Here is an 18,150-nt window from a genome sequence, read left to right on the forward strand (position 1 = left end):
GACTTTTCACCCTGTTTGCGCCAGAAATAAAGGAGGCAAAGACTCGCCATAAAGATTAAATAGACGCTCTCCATCATCAACGGATTGAGGTGAAAATCGCCCTAAATCAAATAGGTTTTCGATCCATTCAATTGTGGGTAGCATCGTGTAAAGTAAATAGTCAGGGTTGTTTTTTCCAACCAAAGTATAATTCTTCTTTGCCTCGCCAAGGTAATGCAGAAGCTTCATTACTGTTTCCTTAGCATCGACGATAAAAATTGCATCTGTGGGGGCAGAACTTAGGCCTACCGGGCGACACAAGCCTAAGCGGTCAGCCTTCCCAGCATCTTTTTCGTCAATCACCTGAATTCGCACGGACGTATCCATAGAATTGGTTTCTACGAATTCCGTCAGTAATTGAAACTGATGATTAAATTTCTGATCTTTGGCTTTAGAAAAACTGAAAAGATTCTTGGCCAAATCTAACATCACCATTCGCGTCACCAGGCCGCAGTTGTTCAACCATTCTTCGTTCTCTGGTGACAGATAAAATTTTCTTTCGATAGAATTGCTATGCGAATTAAAGTTTATTAACTGAGAAGGATCGAAGTTGGCGGACTTAGAGTGAATTGAAGAGTTCTTTATTGCAGAAATCGAAAATAGAGAACCTGTTAAAGGAGTTTCAACTTCCAATAAGAAAATTTCTCTTTTTTTATGTATGTTTGGTCTGTATACCTTGCCTTGATTCACCATCTTTATTATTGCTTTAGGGAAAACATTGGATGCCTTTTCACGATACATTCTGTCCGATATTTCTGCGTGAAAGACCTCAATGCAAGTTACAATTCCATAAACCGGGGGTGTATTTGGTCCAAAGTTATGTTCAATTTTTGTATTGAAATCGGAACGAACCAAAGGCTTATCGATAGAATGATGAGTAATTCGGTCATCGAGAAAAGAAAGAAGTGCTTGACCTATCTGTGTTTTGGTATCAATAATTCTGGTCTCATGGCGTTTCCTCGAACGTGACTTAAAATACTCAAAATCTATATGAGTAACCTTACCCCTACGATTTTTTAAAAATCTAAAATCACGGCCAGTGAGTTTATTTATGTCGTTTCTACGAACGGTCTGATCTGCCATCAAAAACTTAAAAAATAAATTTTCGGTAAAGCATACTGGCACTGGAATATTGGCTTTTTTTGAGCTCTCGCCATAATCGATGAGCTCTGACAAAAATGAGATGGAAAAAAGTGGCTCTCCAAAAAAGTCTGGCGACCTCCATATCCGTCTTTGCCGGTACGAATGATTAAGATGACCTTGCGAGAAGAATGCCTCTTCGATATATTTCTGAACAGGATCGGAGACCAATGACCTAATTAAAATGAGAATTGCTTGTTTATTTTCAATGCTTTTTTCAATATGTTTATCGTGGAAAATCTTTAACTTTTGAAGTAGATTAACCAAAACCTTACTATTATAACTACTGTATTCGGCTTTAGAAGAAAAGTCTTCACTCGGTTGAAAAAGCTCAAGATCGGAACTCGTAATATTAGCGTCCTGCAATAAATCCAATAGAACGTTTTTGGCAGATTGCAGGCCTATAAGGCTAGATGCTACCATTATCCGGAAAGACTGAATCAGTATTCTGGGAGATGCAACTCTTGAATAGAGCTCATGTCCTATTCCCACGTCTTCGCGTCTTAGCCATCCATGCTCACCGAACCACGCTGTTAAGGTTTTTTGCGTCGATTCATCGCGTGCAGCGGCTTTTACCTTTGTTAGCCCAGCCAGGTAGCTCTGCTCTATATTTGAAAGGTTGCGATAAAACTCAGGCTTAGACAGAGCCAGTTGGATGCAGTTTTTAATAAATGCTAGGCCAGAAGATTGCGTTTTGACTTTGTCGACTTTTACCCTATGTGTCTCGAATAATTTGAGCAAGTTTACGGTTATTTCGTCTATGTTGTCTAAATCAGAAATATAATCTAAGAACTTTCTACCGAAATAAAGAAAATTAGTTTTTTTGTGGTAAGGGTGTTTATCAGTGAAGAAGAACTCGTGCGCCGCATGGTGCATTGCGAAGAAAATGACCTGCTTTTTTCTTGTTGATTCCTTTGGAAGGTCAATCCTAATAGCTGCTAGGCTTCCGGCACCAGGAACAGCTATCAGATAACTTCCGAATTTATAATGTATTGGCTGTACAACTTGTTTGCCGTGGTGTTCTTTGAGCATGTTGCTCTGCTGGTCGAGCAACTCATCTTGGAGACGTTCATGCGTCTTTAAAGCGCTATCGTTATTGCTGTCCATGCTCGAACCTTTCTTTTATGTGGCAGCTTCTGATGTAGCTGGCCGTTGTTGTCGGTGCGGAACGATGACTCGCGCTGTGTCCCAGAAGGGCAGCGACAGTTAAATATGGCTGTGAGGTCGGTGATACGTCATCAAACAAGATACCGTTTTTCTGAGCGTATTCGTAGAACTTGTCAGTTCCAAAACTATGCCGAAGGATATGATGTGTGTGGTTTTTTTCGAGAAGCTGACCTTCGAAAGGTAGTTGCCCATCTCGCTGTTTCCTCATCACCGCATCGCGAGCATTTTTGAATGCTTTGGAGGGCCTGGACTTTGAAATTGGAGTGCCTTTTTGGGTTGGAGAAGTGTTTACGAAGAACGTATTTGTCGGGCATTTTGGTCTTTCTTTAATATAGTAATCTTCGAACCGTTCTAGAAGTGCTCGATGAAAGTACACCCATCTTGACTCGCCGCCCGAATGTCGCTTGCTTTTGCTATATTTTCCTTGAAGGTAATACGCAAACTCTTCCTTCTCGTTTTCTACTTTCATTTTGCGAAAGAGTGTTTTTAGGCCATCATACTTCTGATCTGCAATCTGAAAATCGTTTATCAGAAAACCAAGATTCTCTTTTGCTCTCAAACCCATCTCACCGGCTGTCCGCAGCAAAAGATCGTCTCGGATGCTCCCTGCATTCCTGTATAAAAGTGATCTCAGCTCAGGGGTCAAATACTTAACAACGTTTCGTCTTTTAACATTTCCACGAGCAAGCGGCTTCAAATCAGGCCGAATGTAAAGACGCTTCAAATTGGTCAATCCAATGCTTGTCAGATAGTTATAATAGGCATTCAGCGCCATCAAGTGCTGATTGATAGCTATTTCGCTCGTTCTACGCTCAAGAAGAAGGTAATCATTGAGGTATGAATTGATAATTTCGGTGGGCAAGTTGTGATGCGTGTCTATCGAAATATGCTTGCTACCTTTCCCGTAATTATCGACCCATTGTAGAAAGGAAAAGATCCTGTAAATAATAATATCGACAGTGGTGGCGTCGACGGTAAGTTCCGTCAGACTCGTCGACAAGAAGCCCGATTCATCAGCCTTGCTAACGACGCTTAAGACCGTTTTCCGTCGACAAAGCATGTGGCTAAAAAAACAAGGAAGGAGGACGAGACTCAAGTCGTCCTTGGTGAATAGCGAGCAATCATGCTTCTCAGATCGAAATCTATGCATACAAAAATAGTCGAACAGAGGGTGAGCCCATAATGGCAACATCTTTGGAAGCAACATACAAATATTTTTCATGAACGTGGGGGGAGTAGTTCATTACCTGAACCACTACAACCTGTTCGGAGGTGGTTACCTGGAGGGTTGCCAGCTGGGTTTTGCCGCGATTGAAGCAATAGGCCGGGGCAGGGCCTAGATCAGGCCGGTACTGCGAAGCACGAAGACTCCCAGAGTGACAGTAATGCTTGCCAGAAGGGTCGTCAGGGCGATGATATTAGCCGCCAACCGGTCATTACCGCCCAGCGCCTTCACCATCACGAAACTGGCGGCCGCCGTCGGGCTGGCGAAGAACAGGAACATCAGGCCCAGCTCCGAACCCCGAAAACCGGCCAGCCACGCTGCGGCGGTGCAAAGCGCCGGTAGTATCACCATCTTGAACAGGCTGGAACCCAAGGCTGTTTTGCTGTCACTCCGGATGGCGCTCAGGGATACGGTTGCGCCGATGCAAAGCAGCGCCAGGGGCAGCGTGAGTGAGGCAAAGTAATCGCCGCTGGTCATGACCCAGCCCGGCAGTGAGATATCCAGGGCAGCGAAGGGAATCGCCACGAAGACTGCCAGGATGAGCGGGTTGCGGATGATGTCGTGGAAGATCTTCGTCCAGTCCGTTGTTTGCCCCGGTTGGTAGGCCACCAGCACGATCACCGACAGTATGTTGTAGGAGATGATCACCAGGCCAAGCAGGATGCCACCTGCCGACAGGCCGAAGTCTCCGTAGAGATTGGCGGCGAGCGCCAGGCCGACGATACCGCAGTTACCCCGAAACGCGCCCTGCACGTAAACGCCACGATCCTCCCGAACCACACGCCAGCGGGCCCAGAGCCAGGTGATGGCGAAACTCCCCAGAGTCGCGACCAGGTAGAAGACCAAAAGGCCGGGATTGAACGCGGTATCCAGATCGGCCCGGATGATGCTCAAGAATACCAGGGTCGGTAGGGTGGCCTTGAACACCAGCGCCGAAGCAGTATTCACAAACGCGTTATCGATCCAGCCGATCCGGCGAAGTCCCAGGCCGATAAAGACCATGGCAAACACGGGCAGTGTCGTTTCCATGGTTTGCAGGAACAGATCGATCAGGTTCATCAAGAGTGGCCGTCGGGTCGAGGAGAGTGACTGGGTTCACCTGAATTATAAGCGGGGAGAAAGCTAGGATGCTATGGGAATACCACGAAGGTATGGGGCGGAGAGGGGGAGTGCCGTAAAAAAAACAGGGCCCCGAGGGGCCCTGATCACTTTCAGGCTTTCAGTTGGTCGCCAACGGGCAGGCGCCGGATGCGTTTGCCGGTTGCGGCATAGATCGCATTGCACAATGCCGGCGCTACCGGAGGCAGGCCTGGCTCACCAACACCACCCATGGCCTCATCCGGGTTGTCGACCAGGTGAACCCGCAGGGTTTTGGGTGCATCCGGCATGCGCGGGATCAGGTACTTGTCGAAGTTACCCTGCTGCGCCACACCGTCTTCGAATGTCACCTCGCTTTGCAGCGCGATGCCAATGCCCATCACTATGGCGCCTTCCAGCTGGGAGCGAATCCGCTCCGGGTTGGCCTGCGGGCCGCAATCGAAGGCAATGTCTGCCCGATGGATGGTGAGCTCGCCCTGATCATCGACTTCCACATCAAAGACAATCGCGGTGTACGATACGAAGCTGTGGTGGAAGGCGAGGCCCAACCCCCGATTCTTGCCGGTGGATTTACCCCAGTCTGCCTCCCTGGTTACCCGCTCGATTACGTTACGCATGCGCCCGATGTCGATAGGGTAGAGATCCGGGTCTTCGCCATAATTCCAGCCATCGCCCACGGTGAGATTGTGGATCTCCCGGTCCGGGCCGAGCAGGTCCAGCACGTAGTCGCGATGGTCCTTGCCGGCGGCTACAGCCATCTCATGGGCAAAGCTCTGGATCGCCCAGGCATGGGGCAGGTTGTAGACCGAGCGGAACCAGCCGATTCGCACATGGGCGGGCGCAGGTGGATTCTCCAGCCTCAGGGCCGGCACCGAGAACGGCATGGTGTTGAAACCCATGCCCAGTTCGAATTCGCCCTTGTGTTTCGGGTCGGGCGCAAACAGCGAGCCAATACTGGGAGAGAGGGTCCGGTGCAGCCAGCCGGTGGCCTGCCCGTTGTTGTCCAGTCCCGCTTCGAGATAATCCACAGACACGGCGTGATAGTAGGCGTGGTGAATATCATCTTCCCGTGACCACTGCAGCCGGACCGGCCGACCTTTGAAGGCCTCGGCGATACTGGCCGCTTCAATGGCAAAATCCGGTTTGGACTTGCGACCAAAGCCACCGCCAAGCAGGGTAACGTGAACGGTCACGTTCTTCGCATCCAGGCCCAGTCGCCCGGCCACGGTATCGCGGGTCGCCTGCGGATTCTGAACGGGCGCCCATACCTCTGCCTTGCCGTCCTTGATCCGCACGGTCGCCACCGGGGGCTCCATGGGAGCCTGGGCCATGTGGGGCATGTAGTAGGTGGCGGAGACCCGCTCGCTAGCGTTTTCCAGAGCTGTGTCCAGATCGCCATGCTGACGGACGACCTTGCCAGGTTGCTGCGCCGCTTTCTCAAGGGATTCCCTGTAAGTGGCCGACGTATAGCTTGCGTTGTCGCCGGCAGGCTCCAGATTCCAGTCGATCTTCAGAGCCTTGCGACCCTCCATGGCGGCCCAGGTATTCGATGCCACCACGGCAATACCGCCGAGCGGGCTGAAGCCCGCCGGTTGGCCGGTGCCCTCAACCTTGAGTACCTTCTCAACACCGGGCACCTTGAGGGCCTCGGTGTCGTCGAAATCGCCAACAGTAGCCCCGTAAACCGGTGGACGGGCGATCACCGCATAGAGCAGGTCCTCGAAGGGAACATCAGCGCCATACACCGCCTTACCGGTGACAATATCCTCACCGTCGATGGCTTTAGGGTATGCGGACTTCAGCTCGCCGTTAATGAGGCCGGTTTCCTTGCCGACAAATCGCAGCTCATCGTCGCGCTTGAGTACCAGTGCATTGCGCCCGGGAACGTCGAGCTCCCGAGCCTTGGCTGCGAGTTCCCCAAAGCCGAGTTCCTTGCCGGAAGGTTTGTGAACGATGGTGTGTACGCCAGCTTGCACCTCGCTAACGGGAACGCCCCATTCGTTGGCGGCTGCCTGCTCCAGCATCTGCCTGGCAGCCGCTGCGGCGCGGCGCATGGGCTGGTACCAGTGGCGCATGCTGCGGGAACCGTCGGTGTTCTGGTTGCCGTATTTGCTGTGATCGCCTTCGGCCTGTTCGACTCTCACCTGATCCCAGTCAGCGCCCAGCTCGTCCGCACCGACCATCACCAGACTGGTCCGGATACCCTGGCCCATTTCGGACCGGTTGTTCACGATGGTGACAAGGCTATCCGCATCGATGTGGATGAATACGTTGGGGTCGTCCACCCAGCCGCCGGGCATTGCTCCGGCGCCAAATTGAGCCTGTTCATTGCCGCCCAGGGCGACATCCCAGCGGGCCGCAAGCACCAGGGCAGAGCCGCCAGCCAGGCCCATCAGGAAACGTCGGCGGCTGACGTTGGCGATCATCAAGTTGTCATCGGCGCTCATGCTTCACCCTCCTTGCCGGAAGCCCGTTCGATCGCTGCAAGGATCCGGTTGTAGGTGCCGCAACGACACAGGTTGCCTGCCATGGCATCAACAATCTCTCCGGTTTCAGGGTTCGGCGTCTTTTTAAGGAGGGCTGTGGCGTTCATGATCTGGCCACCCTGGCAGTAACCGCACTGGGCAACCCCGAGATCGAGCCAGGCCTGCTGGACCTTGCTGCCAACCGGGTCGTCGGCCATGGCTTCAATGGTGGTGATCTCGCCGCTGGCCGCAGAGACCGGTGTTACGCAGGAGCGGATTGCCGTTCCGTTCAGATGAACCGTGCAGGCGCCGCACTGGGACATACCGCATCCAAACTTGGTTCCCGTGAGGCCTACAACGTCGCGGATAACCCAGAGCAGGGGCATGTTGTCGGGAAGGTCGAGCTCATAACGCTCGCCGTTAATCGTGAGGGTAGCCATATCGTCCTCTCGTTTATGAGTATTGTGTCTCCTTAACTGTAGCCCTACGAACAGAGAAGGCAAAAAGAGCAAACTGAATGAAAGGTAATGAAATCGCTTGCGTGGACGCCTCGGGCCTGGGCTATAGTAGGCTCCGGAAACATGAGAAGAAGAGGATAAGGATGGACGCCGTTAATCCCACCCCCGAACAGTTGCAGAAAGTCCTGGTGGATACCCCGAAAGACCAGCCCGTGGTCATGCTGAATCTACTGCGCTTCCGCGATCAGGCCAATTACAAGGAAGAGGCGCCGGAGCGAACCGGCCGTGAAGCCTACTCGCTGTATATGGAAGAGGCTGCTGCCTGCGTAAGATCGGTAGGCGCGGATGTCATCTGGTCCGGGCGCAGCGTTGGTTCGCTGATTGCGCCCCCGGATGAATCCTGGGATCAGGTACTGCTGGTCCGCTACCCGTCAATCGACGCCTTCATGGCCATGATCGAAAGCCCGGAATACAGAGGCGTGGTCAAGCATCGAACCGCCGCCCTGCAGGATTCCCGGCTGGTCGCCAATCTCGAAAACCGGATGTAGGCAGAGCCGGGTCAGAGCCCGGCTTGCTGGATGGCCATGTAGCTGATTGTGCCCGCAGCAATGGAGAGCAGGGCATTGCGGCGCCACAGGTGAATAATGACCACCAGGACGCCTGGAAGCAGGGCGTCGAATCCCATCCATGAACCGGACCAGTCCGCCGAACGCTGCAGGAATACCGTCGCCAGCAATGCCATAACCGCCGCAGGCAAGTAGCGCCCAAGATGGCGGACCAACGGGTGTTCCGTATGCCTCTCGAAAAACAGGAAGGGAATCACCCGTGTGGCAAAGGTTGCAATGGCAGCTACCGCTATGAATGCTGCCAGATAGCCGGATTCACCCATGGTTGCTCTCCTTGTGCGGCGTCTGCCCGCGACTTTTCCGGTATTCCAGCAAGAGCACGGCGGTGACCAGCGCTATGGCGCCAATCAACTGGTGCGCCGGCGGCAGAATCAGCATGGCGACGCCCGCTGCAGCCGCTCCCAGCCAGATCGGGAAACCTTCTCCCAATGATTTGAATTGCTCCAGAGCCAGAACAATGAACAGAGCCACCAGCGCGAACTCGATGCCGGTGCTGTCAAATGCGACGTTGTCGCCAAGCAGTGCGCCGATCGCGCATCCTGCCACCCAGTAACACTGGTTGAAGCCGGTAATCCGGAAATCCACCTCCTGTTCATGAGCCCGATCAGTTCCCCTTGGGCGACTGGTGAGCAGGGAATAGGTTTCATCCGTTAATCCGAAAATCAGGTAGAGCTTGCGCCAGCCCGCCCCCTTGAACTGGCCCAGCAGTGAAAGCCCGTAGAACAGATGGCGGGCGTTCAGAACAAACATCGCGATGAATACTTCCAGCAGGCCGGCATTTACGGCCAGAAGGCTCACGGCCAGTATCTGGCCAGCTCCGGCGTAAATAACAATGCCCATCAACGGCGCCGCCCACCAGGCGTAGTCGAGCTGGGTTGTAAACAGCACGCCGAAAGCCATGCCCAGCGGCAGGTAGCCGAACAAGATGGGTAAAGTGAGTCTGAAAACGGACTGGTTCATTAGCATCCAAACGGTCAGAAAGCGGCGATCATAGAGAATCGGTGGAGTTTTTTGAAGTGGCTAACAGCACTCTCGGGCGTGAGAGCTGAATAGCTGGCGCATTGGGTGCAATAAAAGTGTCATAAAATCGGCATACCATTCGCGGCATAGCCCGCTGTTGGAGTTGTCATGTTCGGCACAGTAAGAACCCGAATCCTGTTTTTCGCCTTTCTCTCAGTCTCTGCCCTTGCTGGGCTCGCCGCGCTCTCCTGGAGCATTATCCTGAAAGCGGAAGACGCCTCCAAAACCCTGATCCAGACAAACCTGAACCAGGCATGGCTGCTGGCGGATCTGGAGCAAGACCACCGGCATTTGCAGGACCTCGCCTATAAGATCAAGGCCCAGCTTATGCTGTGGGATGAAATCGAGACCGAGTTCAGCCGACTTGAAGCCGCCCTGCCGGCGCATTGGCAGAACCTGGAGGCGGAGCCAGGGCTGACCGGTTGGGCGGAAAACCATCGGGAGGACTTCCAGCGGGTACTGGCGCTTATAGCCCGAATGAAAGAGGGCATTGCTGAGAAAAGCTATTATCGTGTCGGCCAGGTGGTGGATTTCGATCTTTTCCCGGCCATGGAGCCGATGCTCGAAGCCATTGCCGAGCGCCAGTTTCAGAGTCGAACATCCGTATCCGAGGGTGCCGACGAGTTGCTGTCGTTCCTGGCTGGCCAGCAGAACTTTCTGATTGTGGGTTCCGTGTCCTTCCTGCTTATCGTTATCGCCATGACCTGGTGGCTGAGGCAGTCGGTGATTCTGCGATTGCAGAGTATGGAAAGCGACCTGGTTGCCATGGAGAAAAACGCCGACCTCACGCGGGTGCCTGTCTTGCAGGGGCAGGACGAGGTGGCCGGAGTCGCAAAGGCACTGGGCGGCCTGGTCTCCCGGTTCGAGCATTTTATTGCAGACATCCGCCAGGCCGCCGGTGGTCTGGATGAGCGTTCCGGTGCTCTGGATAACGGGGCCGAGTCTCTGCAGGCAGCATCCGAGCAGACCCGGAAGCAGATCCGCGATGTCAGCCAGTCCATGGCCGCCATCGCCGACCAGGCCTCCGCCATTGAGCGGGCCACGGACGAGTCCGGCCGCACGGTGAAATCGGCGGTGGCGGCCAATGAAGAAGTGCAGACCCGACTCACCACCAGCGAGGGCGCTGCGGAACATACGGTGGATGTCATTTCGCGCGTTTCAGGATCCATTCATGCCCTTAACGAATCCACGGGTAAGATTGAGCAGGTCATCGGGGTAATTGCCGACATCGCCGAGCAGACCAATTTGCTGGCGCTGAACGCTGCTATCGAGGCGGCCCGCGCAGGGGAACATGGACGTGGTTTTGCGGTGGTGGCCGATGAGGTTCGGACTCTGTCTCGTCGCACTTCCGACTCTACCCGGGATATTTCCCAGTGGGTTCAGGACCTTGTATCCGGCGTAAGCAGCGTCGATGGGCTGCTGGAGGAGATGCGCAATGCGGGCAGCAGCAACCGCGAGCACCTGGCTGCACTGAAGGGGCACCTTCAATCCCTGCAGGGCCAGTTCGTGGATCTTGAGAAACACAGTGCCGAGATCAGCTCTGCCGTTGCGTTGCAACGGGACGAGATCGGCCGGGTAGGCCGCCGTTCAACAGCACTCGACGAAAGCGCCGATTTCCTTATCGAAGCCGTCGAGCAAACCCGAACCATCAGTGATGCCCTCAGGCAGGAATCGGTTTCCATGCGACAATTGATCGCACGCTTTCGAACGGCCGAAGAAACTGCCTGATCACAGATTGTTTGCCCGGAACCCCTCTCCGGGCTTCTACCTCAGCGCTATTACTCTTACCATGGAGGTTGCGCAGGAGGTAGTATGACTGACAGTACCGAAAACCAGCCAGAGCAAGACCCCAGACAGGAAAAGTTCATCGTTGACACGGAGTTGCTGAGCGAAGACCAGCTTCAGGGCCTGGTGGAAGAATACTGCACCCGCTACCACGGGCTGAACGATACCGAAAACCCCATGGGTGAGCAGAGCCGGGTGATGTCTGCTGTGCGTCGGGGCGATCTGGTGGTGTGGTTCGACCCGGTGGAGAACACAGCCGGCCTGGGTGTGCCGGGTTAGGCGTCAGGTGTGTCACGGTATTTGTGTTTGCACCTACCCGGGGCCGGAACTAAACGTTACAATCGCGCTGTTTTCCCGAAAGCCGTGTGCGAGGTGAATTTTGATCAGGGTACTGGTTGTAGATGACCATGAGTTGGTGAGGTCCGGTATTACCCGGATGCTGGCCGACAACCCGGACATTGAAGTCATCGGGCAGGCGTCATCCGGAGAGGATGCCATCGATTTCGTCCGCCAGCAGCGGCCGGACATTGTACTGATGGATATCCGAATGCCGGGCATCGGGGGCCTAGAGGCAACCCGTCGTATCCTCCGCATTGATGATTCCATTCGGGTGATTGTAGTAACCGCCTGCGCCGACGATCCCTATCCGACCCGCGTCATGCAAAGCGGCGCCACCGCCTACATCACCAAAGGCGCTGATATCAAAGAGATGGTCCGCGCTATCCGCATGGCCCACACCGGGCAGCGTTACATCAGCCCGGAAATTGCCCAGAAAATGGCCCTGAAACAGCTGGGCGGCGGTGATCGCGATGAAGACGGCGAACTGTCGATGTTCGATCGGCTTTCCGAGCGGGAAATGCAGATTGCCATGATGGTGGTGGATTGCCAGAAGGTGCAGGACATCTCGGACAAGCTGTGCCTGAGCCCGAAAACGGTGAACAGCTATCGCTACCGGATCTTCGAGAAACTGGAAATCTCCAGTGATGTTGAATTGGCCCTGATGGCGGTGCGGCTCGGGTTGCTTGATGCCGACAAGGTCTGACCCTGAAAGCACCCACATCGGGGAGTTTGACAGCAAGAACTTCCTGAAACAGTTGACCGAGCGGCCCGGCGTCTACCGAATGTACGACGAGGGTGGCTCGGTTCTTTACGTGGGCAAGGCCCGCAACCTGAAAAAACGGGTTGGCAGCTACTTCCGCAAGACCGGCCTGGCACCGAAAACGGAAGCTCTGGTCAGCAAGATTGCCTCTATCGAGGTGACGATTACCGGCAGTGAGACCGAGGCACTGCTGCTCGAACAGAACCTGATCAAATCGTTACGGCCGCCCTATAACATCCTGCTCCGTGACGATAAATCCTATCCCTATATCTATCTGTCCTCCCACAGCGATTACCCCTCGCTGACGTTTCGTCGTGGGCGAACCAAAAAGGGTGGCGGTACCTGGTTCGGGCCGTTTCCAAGCTCCGGGGCGGTCAAGGAAAGTCTTAATGTACTACAGAAGATTTTCCGCATAAGAAACTGTAGTGAAAGCTTTTTCAGGAACCGAACCAGACCTTGCCTGCAATACCAGATCAACCGTTGTACCGCACCTTGTGTGGGCTATATCACACCCGAGGAATATCACCAGGACATCCGCCACGCCACCATGTTTCTGGAAGGCAAGAACCCTGCGATCCTCCACGATCTGATGAACGCCATGGAGGCCGCTTCCAAGAACCTGGAGTTCGAGAAAGCGGCGGCCTATCGCGACCAGATCAATCATCTGCGCCATGTCCAGGAACAGCAGTCGGTAGACGGTGAGGGCGGCGATGCGGATGTCATCGCAATTGCCCAGGACGCGGGTATCGTCTGCATCGTAGTGATCATCGTGCGCGGTGGCCGTGTGCTCGGCACCAAGGACTACTTCCCTCGCTACTCCATCGAGCAGACCGAGGGCGAACTGCTCAGTGCCTTCCTCGGGCAGTACTATTTCGGCGGCAACACCCGGCGGGAGATTCCGCGGGATATCCTGGTGCCGGTTGAGGTGGAAGGCCAGGAATTGTTGGCCCAGGCCCTCAGCGAGTCTGCAAACCGGGAAACCCGGATTCGGGGCAATGTTCGCGGTGAACGCCGCCGGTGGCTGGAACTGGCCATGACCAACGCCCGCCAGACCCTGCTCACTCACCTGGCGAGCAAGGAGACCGTATACCGGCGCCTGCTGGCCCTGAGGGATCTTCTGGAGCTGTCGGAGACGCCGTCACGCATGGAGTGTTTCGATATCAGCCACAGCCACGGGGAAAATACCGTCGCATCCTGCGTGGTTTTCGATGAGAATGGCCCCGTGAAGAGTGATTACCGCCTGTACAATATCGAGGGGGTTACGGCCGGCGATGATTACGCCGCCATGCGCCAGGTGCTTTCCCGTCGCTACAAGCGGATGGTGGCCGGCGAGGGCAAACGCCCGGATCTGGTCTTCATAGACGGTGGTAAGGGGCAGTTGAATATTGCCCGGGAAGTTTTTGATGAACTAGAGATTTCCGATATCCCGCTGATCGGTGTCGCCAAGGGCGTGACCCGTCGTGCAGGCATGGAGCAGCTTATTGATGCGATGACCGGGGATGTGTTCCGGGTGCCGGCAGATTCGCCAGCGCTGCACCTGATCCAGCATATCCGGGATGAGTCCCACCGTTTTGCTATTACCGGGCACAGGGCCCGGAGGGACAAAAAGCGCCGGCAGTCTACACTGGAAGGCATTGAGGGCGTGGGGCCGAAGAAGCGTCGCGACCTGATTCGATATTTTGGCGGAATACAGGAACTCCGCAAGGCCGGGGTTGATGAGATGACCAAAGTGCAGGGCATCAGCAAATCACTGGCCGAAACCATATACGCAGCATTGCACGACGAGTAAGGACAGCATGAATTTACCAAACATCCTCACCCTTTCCCGCATCATCATGATCCCGGTGTTCGTGGTGATTTTCTATCTTCCGGTGGGGTGGAGCTACCTCGTCAGCGCGTCGATTTTCGGCTTGGCGGCGGCCACGGACTGGCTGGACGGTTACCTGGCGCGAAAACTCGACCAGAGCACCCCCTTCGGCGCCTTCCTGGACCCGGTCGCAGACAAGCTCATGGTAGCCGTTGCGCTGGCTGTGCTGATCGAGGAGCACTCGGCGATTCTGCTGACGATTCCGGCCACCGTTATTATCGGCCGTGAGATTGTCATTTCCGCCTTGCGGGAGTGGATGGCGGAAATTGGCAGCCGCAACAGTGTGGCGGTTTCCTTCATCGGCAAGATCAAGACCACCGCGCAGATGTGCGCGATTGTGGGTCTTCTGGCATTTCCTCCCGGTGTACTCTGGGCCAATGTCGCCCTGGCGTTGCTCTATATCGCCGCGATTCTCACCCTCTGGTCCATGGGCCTCTACCTCAAGGCTGCCTGGGCGGATCTGTTTCCGGAGAAGGCCTCAGGCGAGACGGATACTCACACCTCGTAGCCCATTCAATCACCCTGGCGGCCAGGTCGCTGCCAGCGGTTCCGAAGGCCTCAACAATCTGGTCAACCGATGTGCCTGATGCCGGCTCCACAACCCGTTCAGTGCGAGTGCACAGGCTGGCCCTCGAACGGTTGTGAACCATCTGCAGGTGCAGCTCGATAACCACCTGCGGACCGGATTCCGGGGTTTCCGAATGAAACGCCGAGAGTTCGGTGACCAGGGTCAATTCAGCCTGCGCCGGGTTGGTATCAGTAATCACGTTCGTGTAGGCGCCACTCTGACGAAGGCTGTTGACCAGCGTATCCCGGACCACCACCGGTGCCGTGTCCCGCCAGCGGGTCCCCTCGTAGGCCCGGAACTCCTGAGGCGTGGGTTTCGCCAGGATCAGCGACCCGTTAAAAGGCTCTGAGGCGTAGGGTGTATCAACACGAAGGGAGGCCTGAATCCGTTGCTCTGCCGCTGGCACCGTCTGGACCGCGGCCAGGTCCATAACCCTCGGTGGCTCCGGGTTCGGAAACACCGTACAGCCACTGGCAACGACAGCACCGAGAAGAAGTGTCAGGTTTCTGATTGACCCCAATGTCACTGTGCCATCTCCTTCATGGTTTCATTGCCGAACAGGGTGCCAGTCGGATCCTGCTCCAGGCGATGAGTAAACTGGTTCAGGCTCCGCAGGGTTGCCCTCAGCTCCCGCAGCGCGGGTGCGAGCTCTCCCATGCCCTGGAGCCCGGCATCCATTGCCCCCTGGTTGTTACGGGTCAGCTCATCAATCCGCGCCATGGTGCTGGTGATAACCGCAAGGGCCTGGTCCATGGATTCCAGAACCCGCTGGCCATCGTTTTGCAGCAGTTCGTTGGCGTTATCCGAGACATTGGACACCTTGATGGCCGCTTCCTCGGCGCGAATGGCAGCGGCATCGAATTGTTCGAGCAGGGCGATCAGCTGGTCGCGACGGTCGAGCAGGGCGTCTGTGGCTTCCCGTGTGTTTTCCAGGATGGCCGATGCATTGTCGATGTTGTCAGCCGATAACAGCGCCGTCGCGCTGGTAAGCAGCTGGTCGGCTTTGGCCAGGAGTTGCTCGCCGTTGGAAAGCAGGCTGGTGAACGCCGAGGGCTCGGCAATGATCACCGGCGGGTTGTCCTCGTCACCTTTCAACGCGGGGTTGTCGGGGCTTCCACCGCTGAACTGGACGCTCATGCTGCCGGTGATATTGGCGAGCACCAGGCCGGCTTTCGTGTTCTCCCGAATGGGAACCGACTGATCCACCCGAACCAGAACCCGCACATGCCCAGGATTGTCCGGGTCCAACCTCAGCTCCACCACATCGCCGATCTGAACGCCGCTGTAGAGCACAGGGTTGCCTTCGGACAGGCCGCCGACGGCGTGGTCGAACACGATCTCGTAGTAGCCCCATTCCCGATCGGCGGAGGATTTCGCCAGCCACAGAGAAAAGATCAAGGCGGCGGCAAAGGCCAGGATGGTAAACAGGCCAATGATCAGGTGGTGGGCCCTCGGCTCCATGGTTACTGCTCCTGATTCCGTTTTTCCAGATGATCCCTGAATGCGTAACTCGCTGCCCGGCCACGGGGCCCGTTAAAGTAGTCCTGGACCCAATCGTCCTTCGTGGCCGCAACCTTCTCCAGCGTATCAGCTACCAGCACCTTGCGCTGTGACAGTACCGCAACCCGGTCACAGGTTGAGTAGAGGGTGTCCAGATCATGGGTGACCAGAAATACCGTCAGACCCAGCGCGTCCCGCAGCGTGACGATGAGTCTGTCGAAGGCGGCGGCGCCAATCGGATCCAGCCCAGCGGTGGGCTCATCCAGGAACAGTATCTCAGGATCAAGGGCCAGGGCCCGTGCCAGGCTTGCGCGTTTTACCATACCGCCAGAAAGTTCGGACGGATACCGAACCGCTGCGTCAGGCGGTAATCCGGTCAGCGCCAGCTTCATGCGCGCCAGTTTTTCCGCTTCGGGCCGTTTCAGGCCCGCGTGTTCGATCAGCGGAACGGCGATATTCTCCTGCAGGTTCAGGGACGTAAACAGGGCGCCACCCTGGAACAGCACACCGAAGCGTTGCTCTATGCGCGAACGCGCCCTTGCCGAAAGCTGGATAAGATCCTCGCCAAACACCCGGATGTGGCCAGAGGCTGGTGTATTCAGGCCGACGATGCTGCGCAAAAGTACCGTCTTGCCAGTGCCCGAACCGCCGACCACGCCCAGAATTTCACCACGCAGCAGATCCAGGTCCAGGTCCTCGTGCACAATGTGATCGCCAAAGCGGTTGCACAGGTCCCGCACCTCGATGACCGGCTCATGTCTTGTTTGACCATTCGGAGACGCCGCCATATCCGCCATGATCACCAGCCCATTTCCATAAAGAATAGTGCAGCAATGGAATCCAGCAGAATCACCATGAAGATCGACTGAACCACGCTGGAGGTGGTGTGCTCACCCACCGATTGGGCACTGCCCGCCACCTTGAAGCCTTCCAGGCAGCCAATCACGGCAATCAGGAAGGCAAAGATCGGCGCCTTAACAATGCCCACAACGAAATGCTGAAGGGCGATGTCCCGCTCAACGATGGCCATGAACTGCGTCGGCGTTATATCCAGCACCAGCGCGCAGACCATGGCGCCGCCCACCATACCCGAGATCATGCCCACGAAGGTTAGAATGGGCAGGCTCACCATCATGGCCATTACCCGGGGCAGCACCAGCAGTTCGATGGGGTTCAGGCCCAGGGTACGGATGGCATCCAGCTCCTCGTTAACCTTCATGGCGCCAATGTGGGCGGTGAACGCGCTGGCGGTTCGGCCCGCCAGAAGGATCGCGGCCAGAAGCACCCCGAATTCCCGCAGGAAGGAGAACGCCACCAGGTTCACCGTGTAAATGGTGGCGCCGAAATCGTCCAGCACGGTTGCACCCAGAAAAGCCACCACAGCGCCCACCAGAAACGTCAGCAGTGCCACGATGGGCAGGGCATTCAGGCCGGTGTCATGAACCGCAGCCACAAAGGGCGTCATCCGCCACCGCCAGGGCCGGGGAAGGTTCCAGGCCAGGGTGCCGAGCGTCTGGCCAATAAAGCCCACAAGGATCCACAAAAGCCGGAAGATGCTCTCCACCTTCTGGCCGGTTCCGGTCACAAAGCTCCAAACGAGGGAAGGCGCGCGCCGATCCGTCTCGGGCTGATTTTTCATGGCCTCGCAGACAGCAGCGATCAGGGCGGATGTTTCCCGGGGCAATTCGCTATCGGCCGAGGCGGCTTCGAGCAAACGCTCTGGGCCGATCAGGGTGGCCAGTTGTGAGGCTCCGGCGGTATCAATCCGCGTCAGCCCCGAGAGGTCGATCGACAGTTTACTCATATCCCTGGGTGACATTGACGACGCCAGGGACGCCAGAGACCGGTAATGGCTCAACAGCCAGTCGCCGTTAACACTCAGAGTGCCGGCTTCAACGGTGACGGATCCGGGGCTGGACGTCGGTTGTTGTGGATCGGTCTGCTCGGATGAATCAGGACTGGGCACGTTCTGTCGAATCCCTGAGTGATGTTGCCTGCCAATCCCTAGCTTAAAGAGTGCGGGGGATCTCTGCCAGTGACGAAGGTGCATGTTTGCATGCTGCCGCGCAATTGGCCAAACTTTGCCCACAATC

General features: G+C 55.8%; 17 protein-coding genes. 6 read left to right on the plus strand and 11 right to left on the minus strand.

Annotation, left to right across the window (positions count from 1 at the left end; genetic code table 11):
• Positions 1 to 6 precede the first annotated feature (6 nt).
• The 5 genes from BM035_RS13830 to BM035_RS13850 all read right to left on the minus strand — a co-directional run bounded on the left by BM035_RS13830 (position 7) and on the right by BM035_RS13850 (position 7,574).
• On the minus strand, positions 7 to 2,286 hold the full coding sequence (locus BM035_RS13830; protein ID WP_092032566.1) for a hypothetical protein: 2,280 nt from the start codon (positions 2,284 to 2,286) through the stop codon (positions 7 to 9).
• Positions 2,273 to 3,346 (minus strand): tyrosine-type recombinase/integrase, encoded by a 1,074-nt coding sequence (locus BM035_RS13835; RefSeq protein WP_175497399.1) that lies wholly within the window; start codon positions 3,344 to 3,346, stop codon positions 2,273 to 2,275. The genes BM035_RS13830 and BM035_RS13835 overlap by 14 nt, the downstream gene beginning before the upstream one ends.
• A gap of 336 nt (positions 3,347 to 3,682) precedes the next feature.
• Positions 3,683 to 4,630 (minus strand): AEC family transporter, encoded by a 948-nt coding sequence (locus tag BM035_RS13840; RefSeq protein WP_053115083.1) that lies wholly within the window; start codon positions 4,628 to 4,630, stop codon positions 3,683 to 3,685.
• A 152-nt stretch (positions 4,631 to 4,782) separates the two neighbouring features.
• A complete protein-coding gene (locus BM035_RS13845) occupies positions 4,783 to 7,116 on the minus strand; it encodes a xanthine dehydrogenase family protein molybdopterin-binding subunit (RefSeq protein ID WP_092032573.1) in 2,334 nt (777 codons plus the stop codon).
• Positions 7,113 to 7,574 carry a (2Fe-2S)-binding protein gene (locus BM035_RS13850; RefSeq protein ID WP_092032576.1) on the minus strand — a complete coding sequence of 154 codons (462 nt, stop codon included), beginning with the start codon at positions 7,572 to 7,574 and terminating at the stop codon, positions 7,113 to 7,115. The genes BM035_RS13845 and BM035_RS13850 overlap by 4 nt, the downstream gene beginning before the upstream one ends.
• Before the next feature lie 161 nt (positions 7,575 to 7,735).
• Between BM035_RS13850 and BM035_RS13855 the strand changes: the two genes are divergently transcribed.
• Positions 7,736 to 8,140: a DUF1330 domain-containing protein gene (locus tag BM035_RS13855; RefSeq protein WP_092032578.1), complete on the plus strand. Its 405-nt coding sequence runs from the start codon at positions 7,736 to 7,738 to the stop codon at positions 8,138 to 8,140.
• A gap of 11 nt (positions 8,141 to 8,151) precedes the next feature.
• On the opposite strand, the gene BM035_RS13860 is transcribed toward BM035_RS13855, so the two are convergent.
• Both BM035_RS13860 and BM035_RS13865 read right to left on the minus strand, forming a co-directional pair.
• Positions 8,152 to 8,481 carry a branched-chain amino acid transporter permease gene (locus tag BM035_RS13860; protein WP_092032581.1) on the minus strand — a complete coding sequence of 110 codons (330 nt, stop codon included), beginning with the start codon at positions 8,479 to 8,481 and terminating at the stop codon, positions 8,152 to 8,154.
• Complete coding sequence (locus BM035_RS13865; protein ID WP_092032584.1) at positions 8,474 to 9,178, minus strand: AzlC family ABC transporter permease; 705 nt, start codon at positions 9,176 to 9,178, stop codon at positions 8,474 to 8,476. The genes BM035_RS13860 and BM035_RS13865 overlap by 8 nt, the downstream gene beginning before the upstream one ends.
• 168 nt (positions 9,179 to 9,346) lie before the next feature.
• Here BM035_RS13865 and BM035_RS13870 point away from each other — a divergent pair, with 168 nt between their 5' ends.
• From BM035_RS13870 to pgsA, 5 genes are all read left to right on the plus strand, one after another.
• Positions 9,347 to 10,966, plus strand: a complete 1,620-nt coding sequence (locus BM035_RS13870; protein ID WP_092032587.1) for a methyl-accepting chemotaxis protein — start codon at positions 9,347 to 9,349, stop codon at positions 10,964 to 10,966.
• Positions 10,967 to 11,050: 84 nt separating this feature from the next.
• Positions 11,051 to 11,302 carry a hypothetical protein gene (locus BM035_RS13875; RefSeq protein ID WP_092032590.1) on the plus strand — a complete coding sequence of 84 codons (252 nt, stop codon included), beginning with the start codon at positions 11,051 to 11,053 and terminating at the stop codon, positions 11,300 to 11,302.
• A 100-nt stretch (positions 11,303 to 11,402) separates the two neighbouring features.
• Positions 11,403 to 12,065 (plus strand): UvrY/SirA/GacA family response regulator transcription factor, encoded by a 663-nt coding sequence (gene uvrY, locus BM035_RS13880; RefSeq protein ID WP_092032593.1) that lies wholly within the window; start codon positions 11,403 to 11,405, stop codon positions 12,063 to 12,065.
• The gene (gene uvrC, locus BM035_RS13885; RefSeq protein WP_092032595.1) at positions 12,049 to 13,911 is read left to right on the plus strand and encodes an excinuclease ABC subunit UvrC; all 1,863 of its coding nucleotides are present in this window, start codon (positions 12,049 to 12,051) and stop codon (positions 13,909 to 13,911) included. The genes uvrY and uvrC overlap by 17 nt, the downstream gene beginning before the upstream one ends.
• A gap of 7 nt (positions 13,912 to 13,918) precedes the next feature.
• Complete coding sequence (gene pgsA, locus BM035_RS13890) at positions 13,919 to 14,497, plus strand: CDP-diacylglycerol--glycerol-3-phosphate 3-phosphatidyltransferase (RefSeq protein WP_092032598.1); 579 nt, start codon at positions 13,919 to 13,921, stop codon at positions 14,495 to 14,497.
• Here pgsA and BM035_RS13895 read toward each other — a convergent pair.
• The 4 genes from BM035_RS13895 to BM035_RS13910 are packed head-to-tail and all read right to left on the minus strand — an operon-like array spanning position 14,430 to position 18,023.
• On the minus strand, positions 14,430 to 15,083 hold the full coding sequence (locus tag BM035_RS13895; protein WP_139216048.1) for an ABC-type transport auxiliary lipoprotein family protein: 654 nt from the start codon (positions 15,081 to 15,083) through the stop codon (positions 14,430 to 14,432). The two genes, pgsA and BM035_RS13895, sit on opposite strands and share 68 nt — an antisense overlap.
• Positions 15,080 to 16,018 (minus strand): MlaD family protein, encoded by a 939-nt coding sequence (locus BM035_RS13900; protein ID WP_092032603.1) that lies wholly within the window; start codon positions 16,016 to 16,018, stop codon positions 15,080 to 15,082. Before BM035_RS13900 ends, BM035_RS13895 begins: the two co-directional genes overlap by 4 nt.
• Before the next feature lie 2 nt (positions 16,019 to 16,020).
• Entirely contained in the window at positions 16,021 to 16,854 is an 834-nt protein-coding gene (locus tag BM035_RS13905; RefSeq protein WP_441295079.1) for an ABC transporter ATP-binding protein, read from the minus strand.
• Between the two features lie 2 nt (positions 16,855 to 16,856).
• Entirely contained in the window at positions 16,857 to 18,023 is a 1,167-nt protein-coding gene (locus tag BM035_RS13910) for an MlaE family ABC transporter permease (RefSeq protein ID WP_175497400.1), read from the minus strand.
• Positions 18,024 to 18,150: the final 127 nt, after the last annotated feature.

The organism is Marinobacter sp. DSM 26671 (genome assembly GCF_900112835.1).
Taxonomy (GTDB): domain Bacteria; phylum Pseudomonadota; class Gammaproteobacteria; order Pseudomonadales; family Oleiphilaceae; genus Marinobacter; species Marinobacter flavimaris.

What these genes read in the sequence shown, in the direction of transcription:
- BM035_RS13830 (WP_092032566.1), bottom strand. Translation starts at nt 2,286, where the DNA reads ATGGACAGCAATAACGATAGCGCTTTAAAGACGCATGAACGTCTCCAA.
- BM035_RS13840 (WP_053115083.1), bottom strand. Translation starts at nt 4,630, where the DNA reads ATGAACCTGATCGATCTGTTCCTGCAAACCATGGAAACGACACTGCCC.
- BM035_RS13845 (WP_092032573.1), bottom strand. Translation starts at nt 7,116, where the DNA reads ATGAGCGCCGATGACAACTTGATGATCGCCAACGTCAGCCGCCGACGT.
- BM035_RS13850 (WP_092032576.1), bottom strand. Translation starts at nt 7,574, where the DNA reads ATGGCTACCCTCACGATTAACGGCGAGCGTTATGAGCTCGACCTTCCC.
- BM035_RS13855 (WP_092032578.1), top strand. Translation starts at nt 7,736, where the DNA reads ATGGACGCCGTTAATCCCACCCCCGAACAGTTGCAGAAAGTCCTGGTG.
- BM035_RS13860 (WP_092032581.1), bottom strand. Translation starts at nt 8,481, where the DNA reads ATGGGTGAATCCGGCTATCTGGCAGCATTCATAGCGGTAGCTGCCATT.
- BM035_RS13865 (WP_092032584.1), bottom strand. Translation starts at nt 9,178, where the DNA reads ATGAACCAGTCCGTTTTCAGACTCACTTTACCCATCTTGTTCGGCTAC.
- BM035_RS13870 (WP_092032587.1), top strand. Translation starts at nt 9,347, where the DNA reads ATGTTCGGCACAGTAAGAACCCGAATCCTGTTTTTCGCCTTTCTCTCA.
- BM035_RS13875 (WP_092032590.1), top strand. Translation starts at nt 11,051, where the DNA reads ATGACTGACAGTACCGAAAACCAGCCAGAGCAAGACCCCAGACAGGAA.
- uvrC (WP_092032595.1), top strand. Translation starts at nt 12,049, where the DNA reads ATGCCGACAAGGTCTGACCCTGAAAGCACCCACATCGGGGAGTTTGAC.
- pgsA (WP_092032598.1), top strand. Translation starts at nt 13,919, where the DNA reads ATGAATTTACCAAACATCCTCACCCTTTCCCGCATCATCATGATCCCG.
- BM035_RS13900 (WP_092032603.1), bottom strand. Translation starts at nt 16,018, where the DNA reads ATGGAGCCGAGGGCCCACCACCTGATCATTGGCCTGTTTACCATCCTG.
- BM035_RS13905 (WP_441295079.1), bottom strand. Translation starts at nt 16,854, where the DNA reads ATGGCGGATATGGCGGCGTCTCCGAATGGTCAAACAAGACATGAGCCG.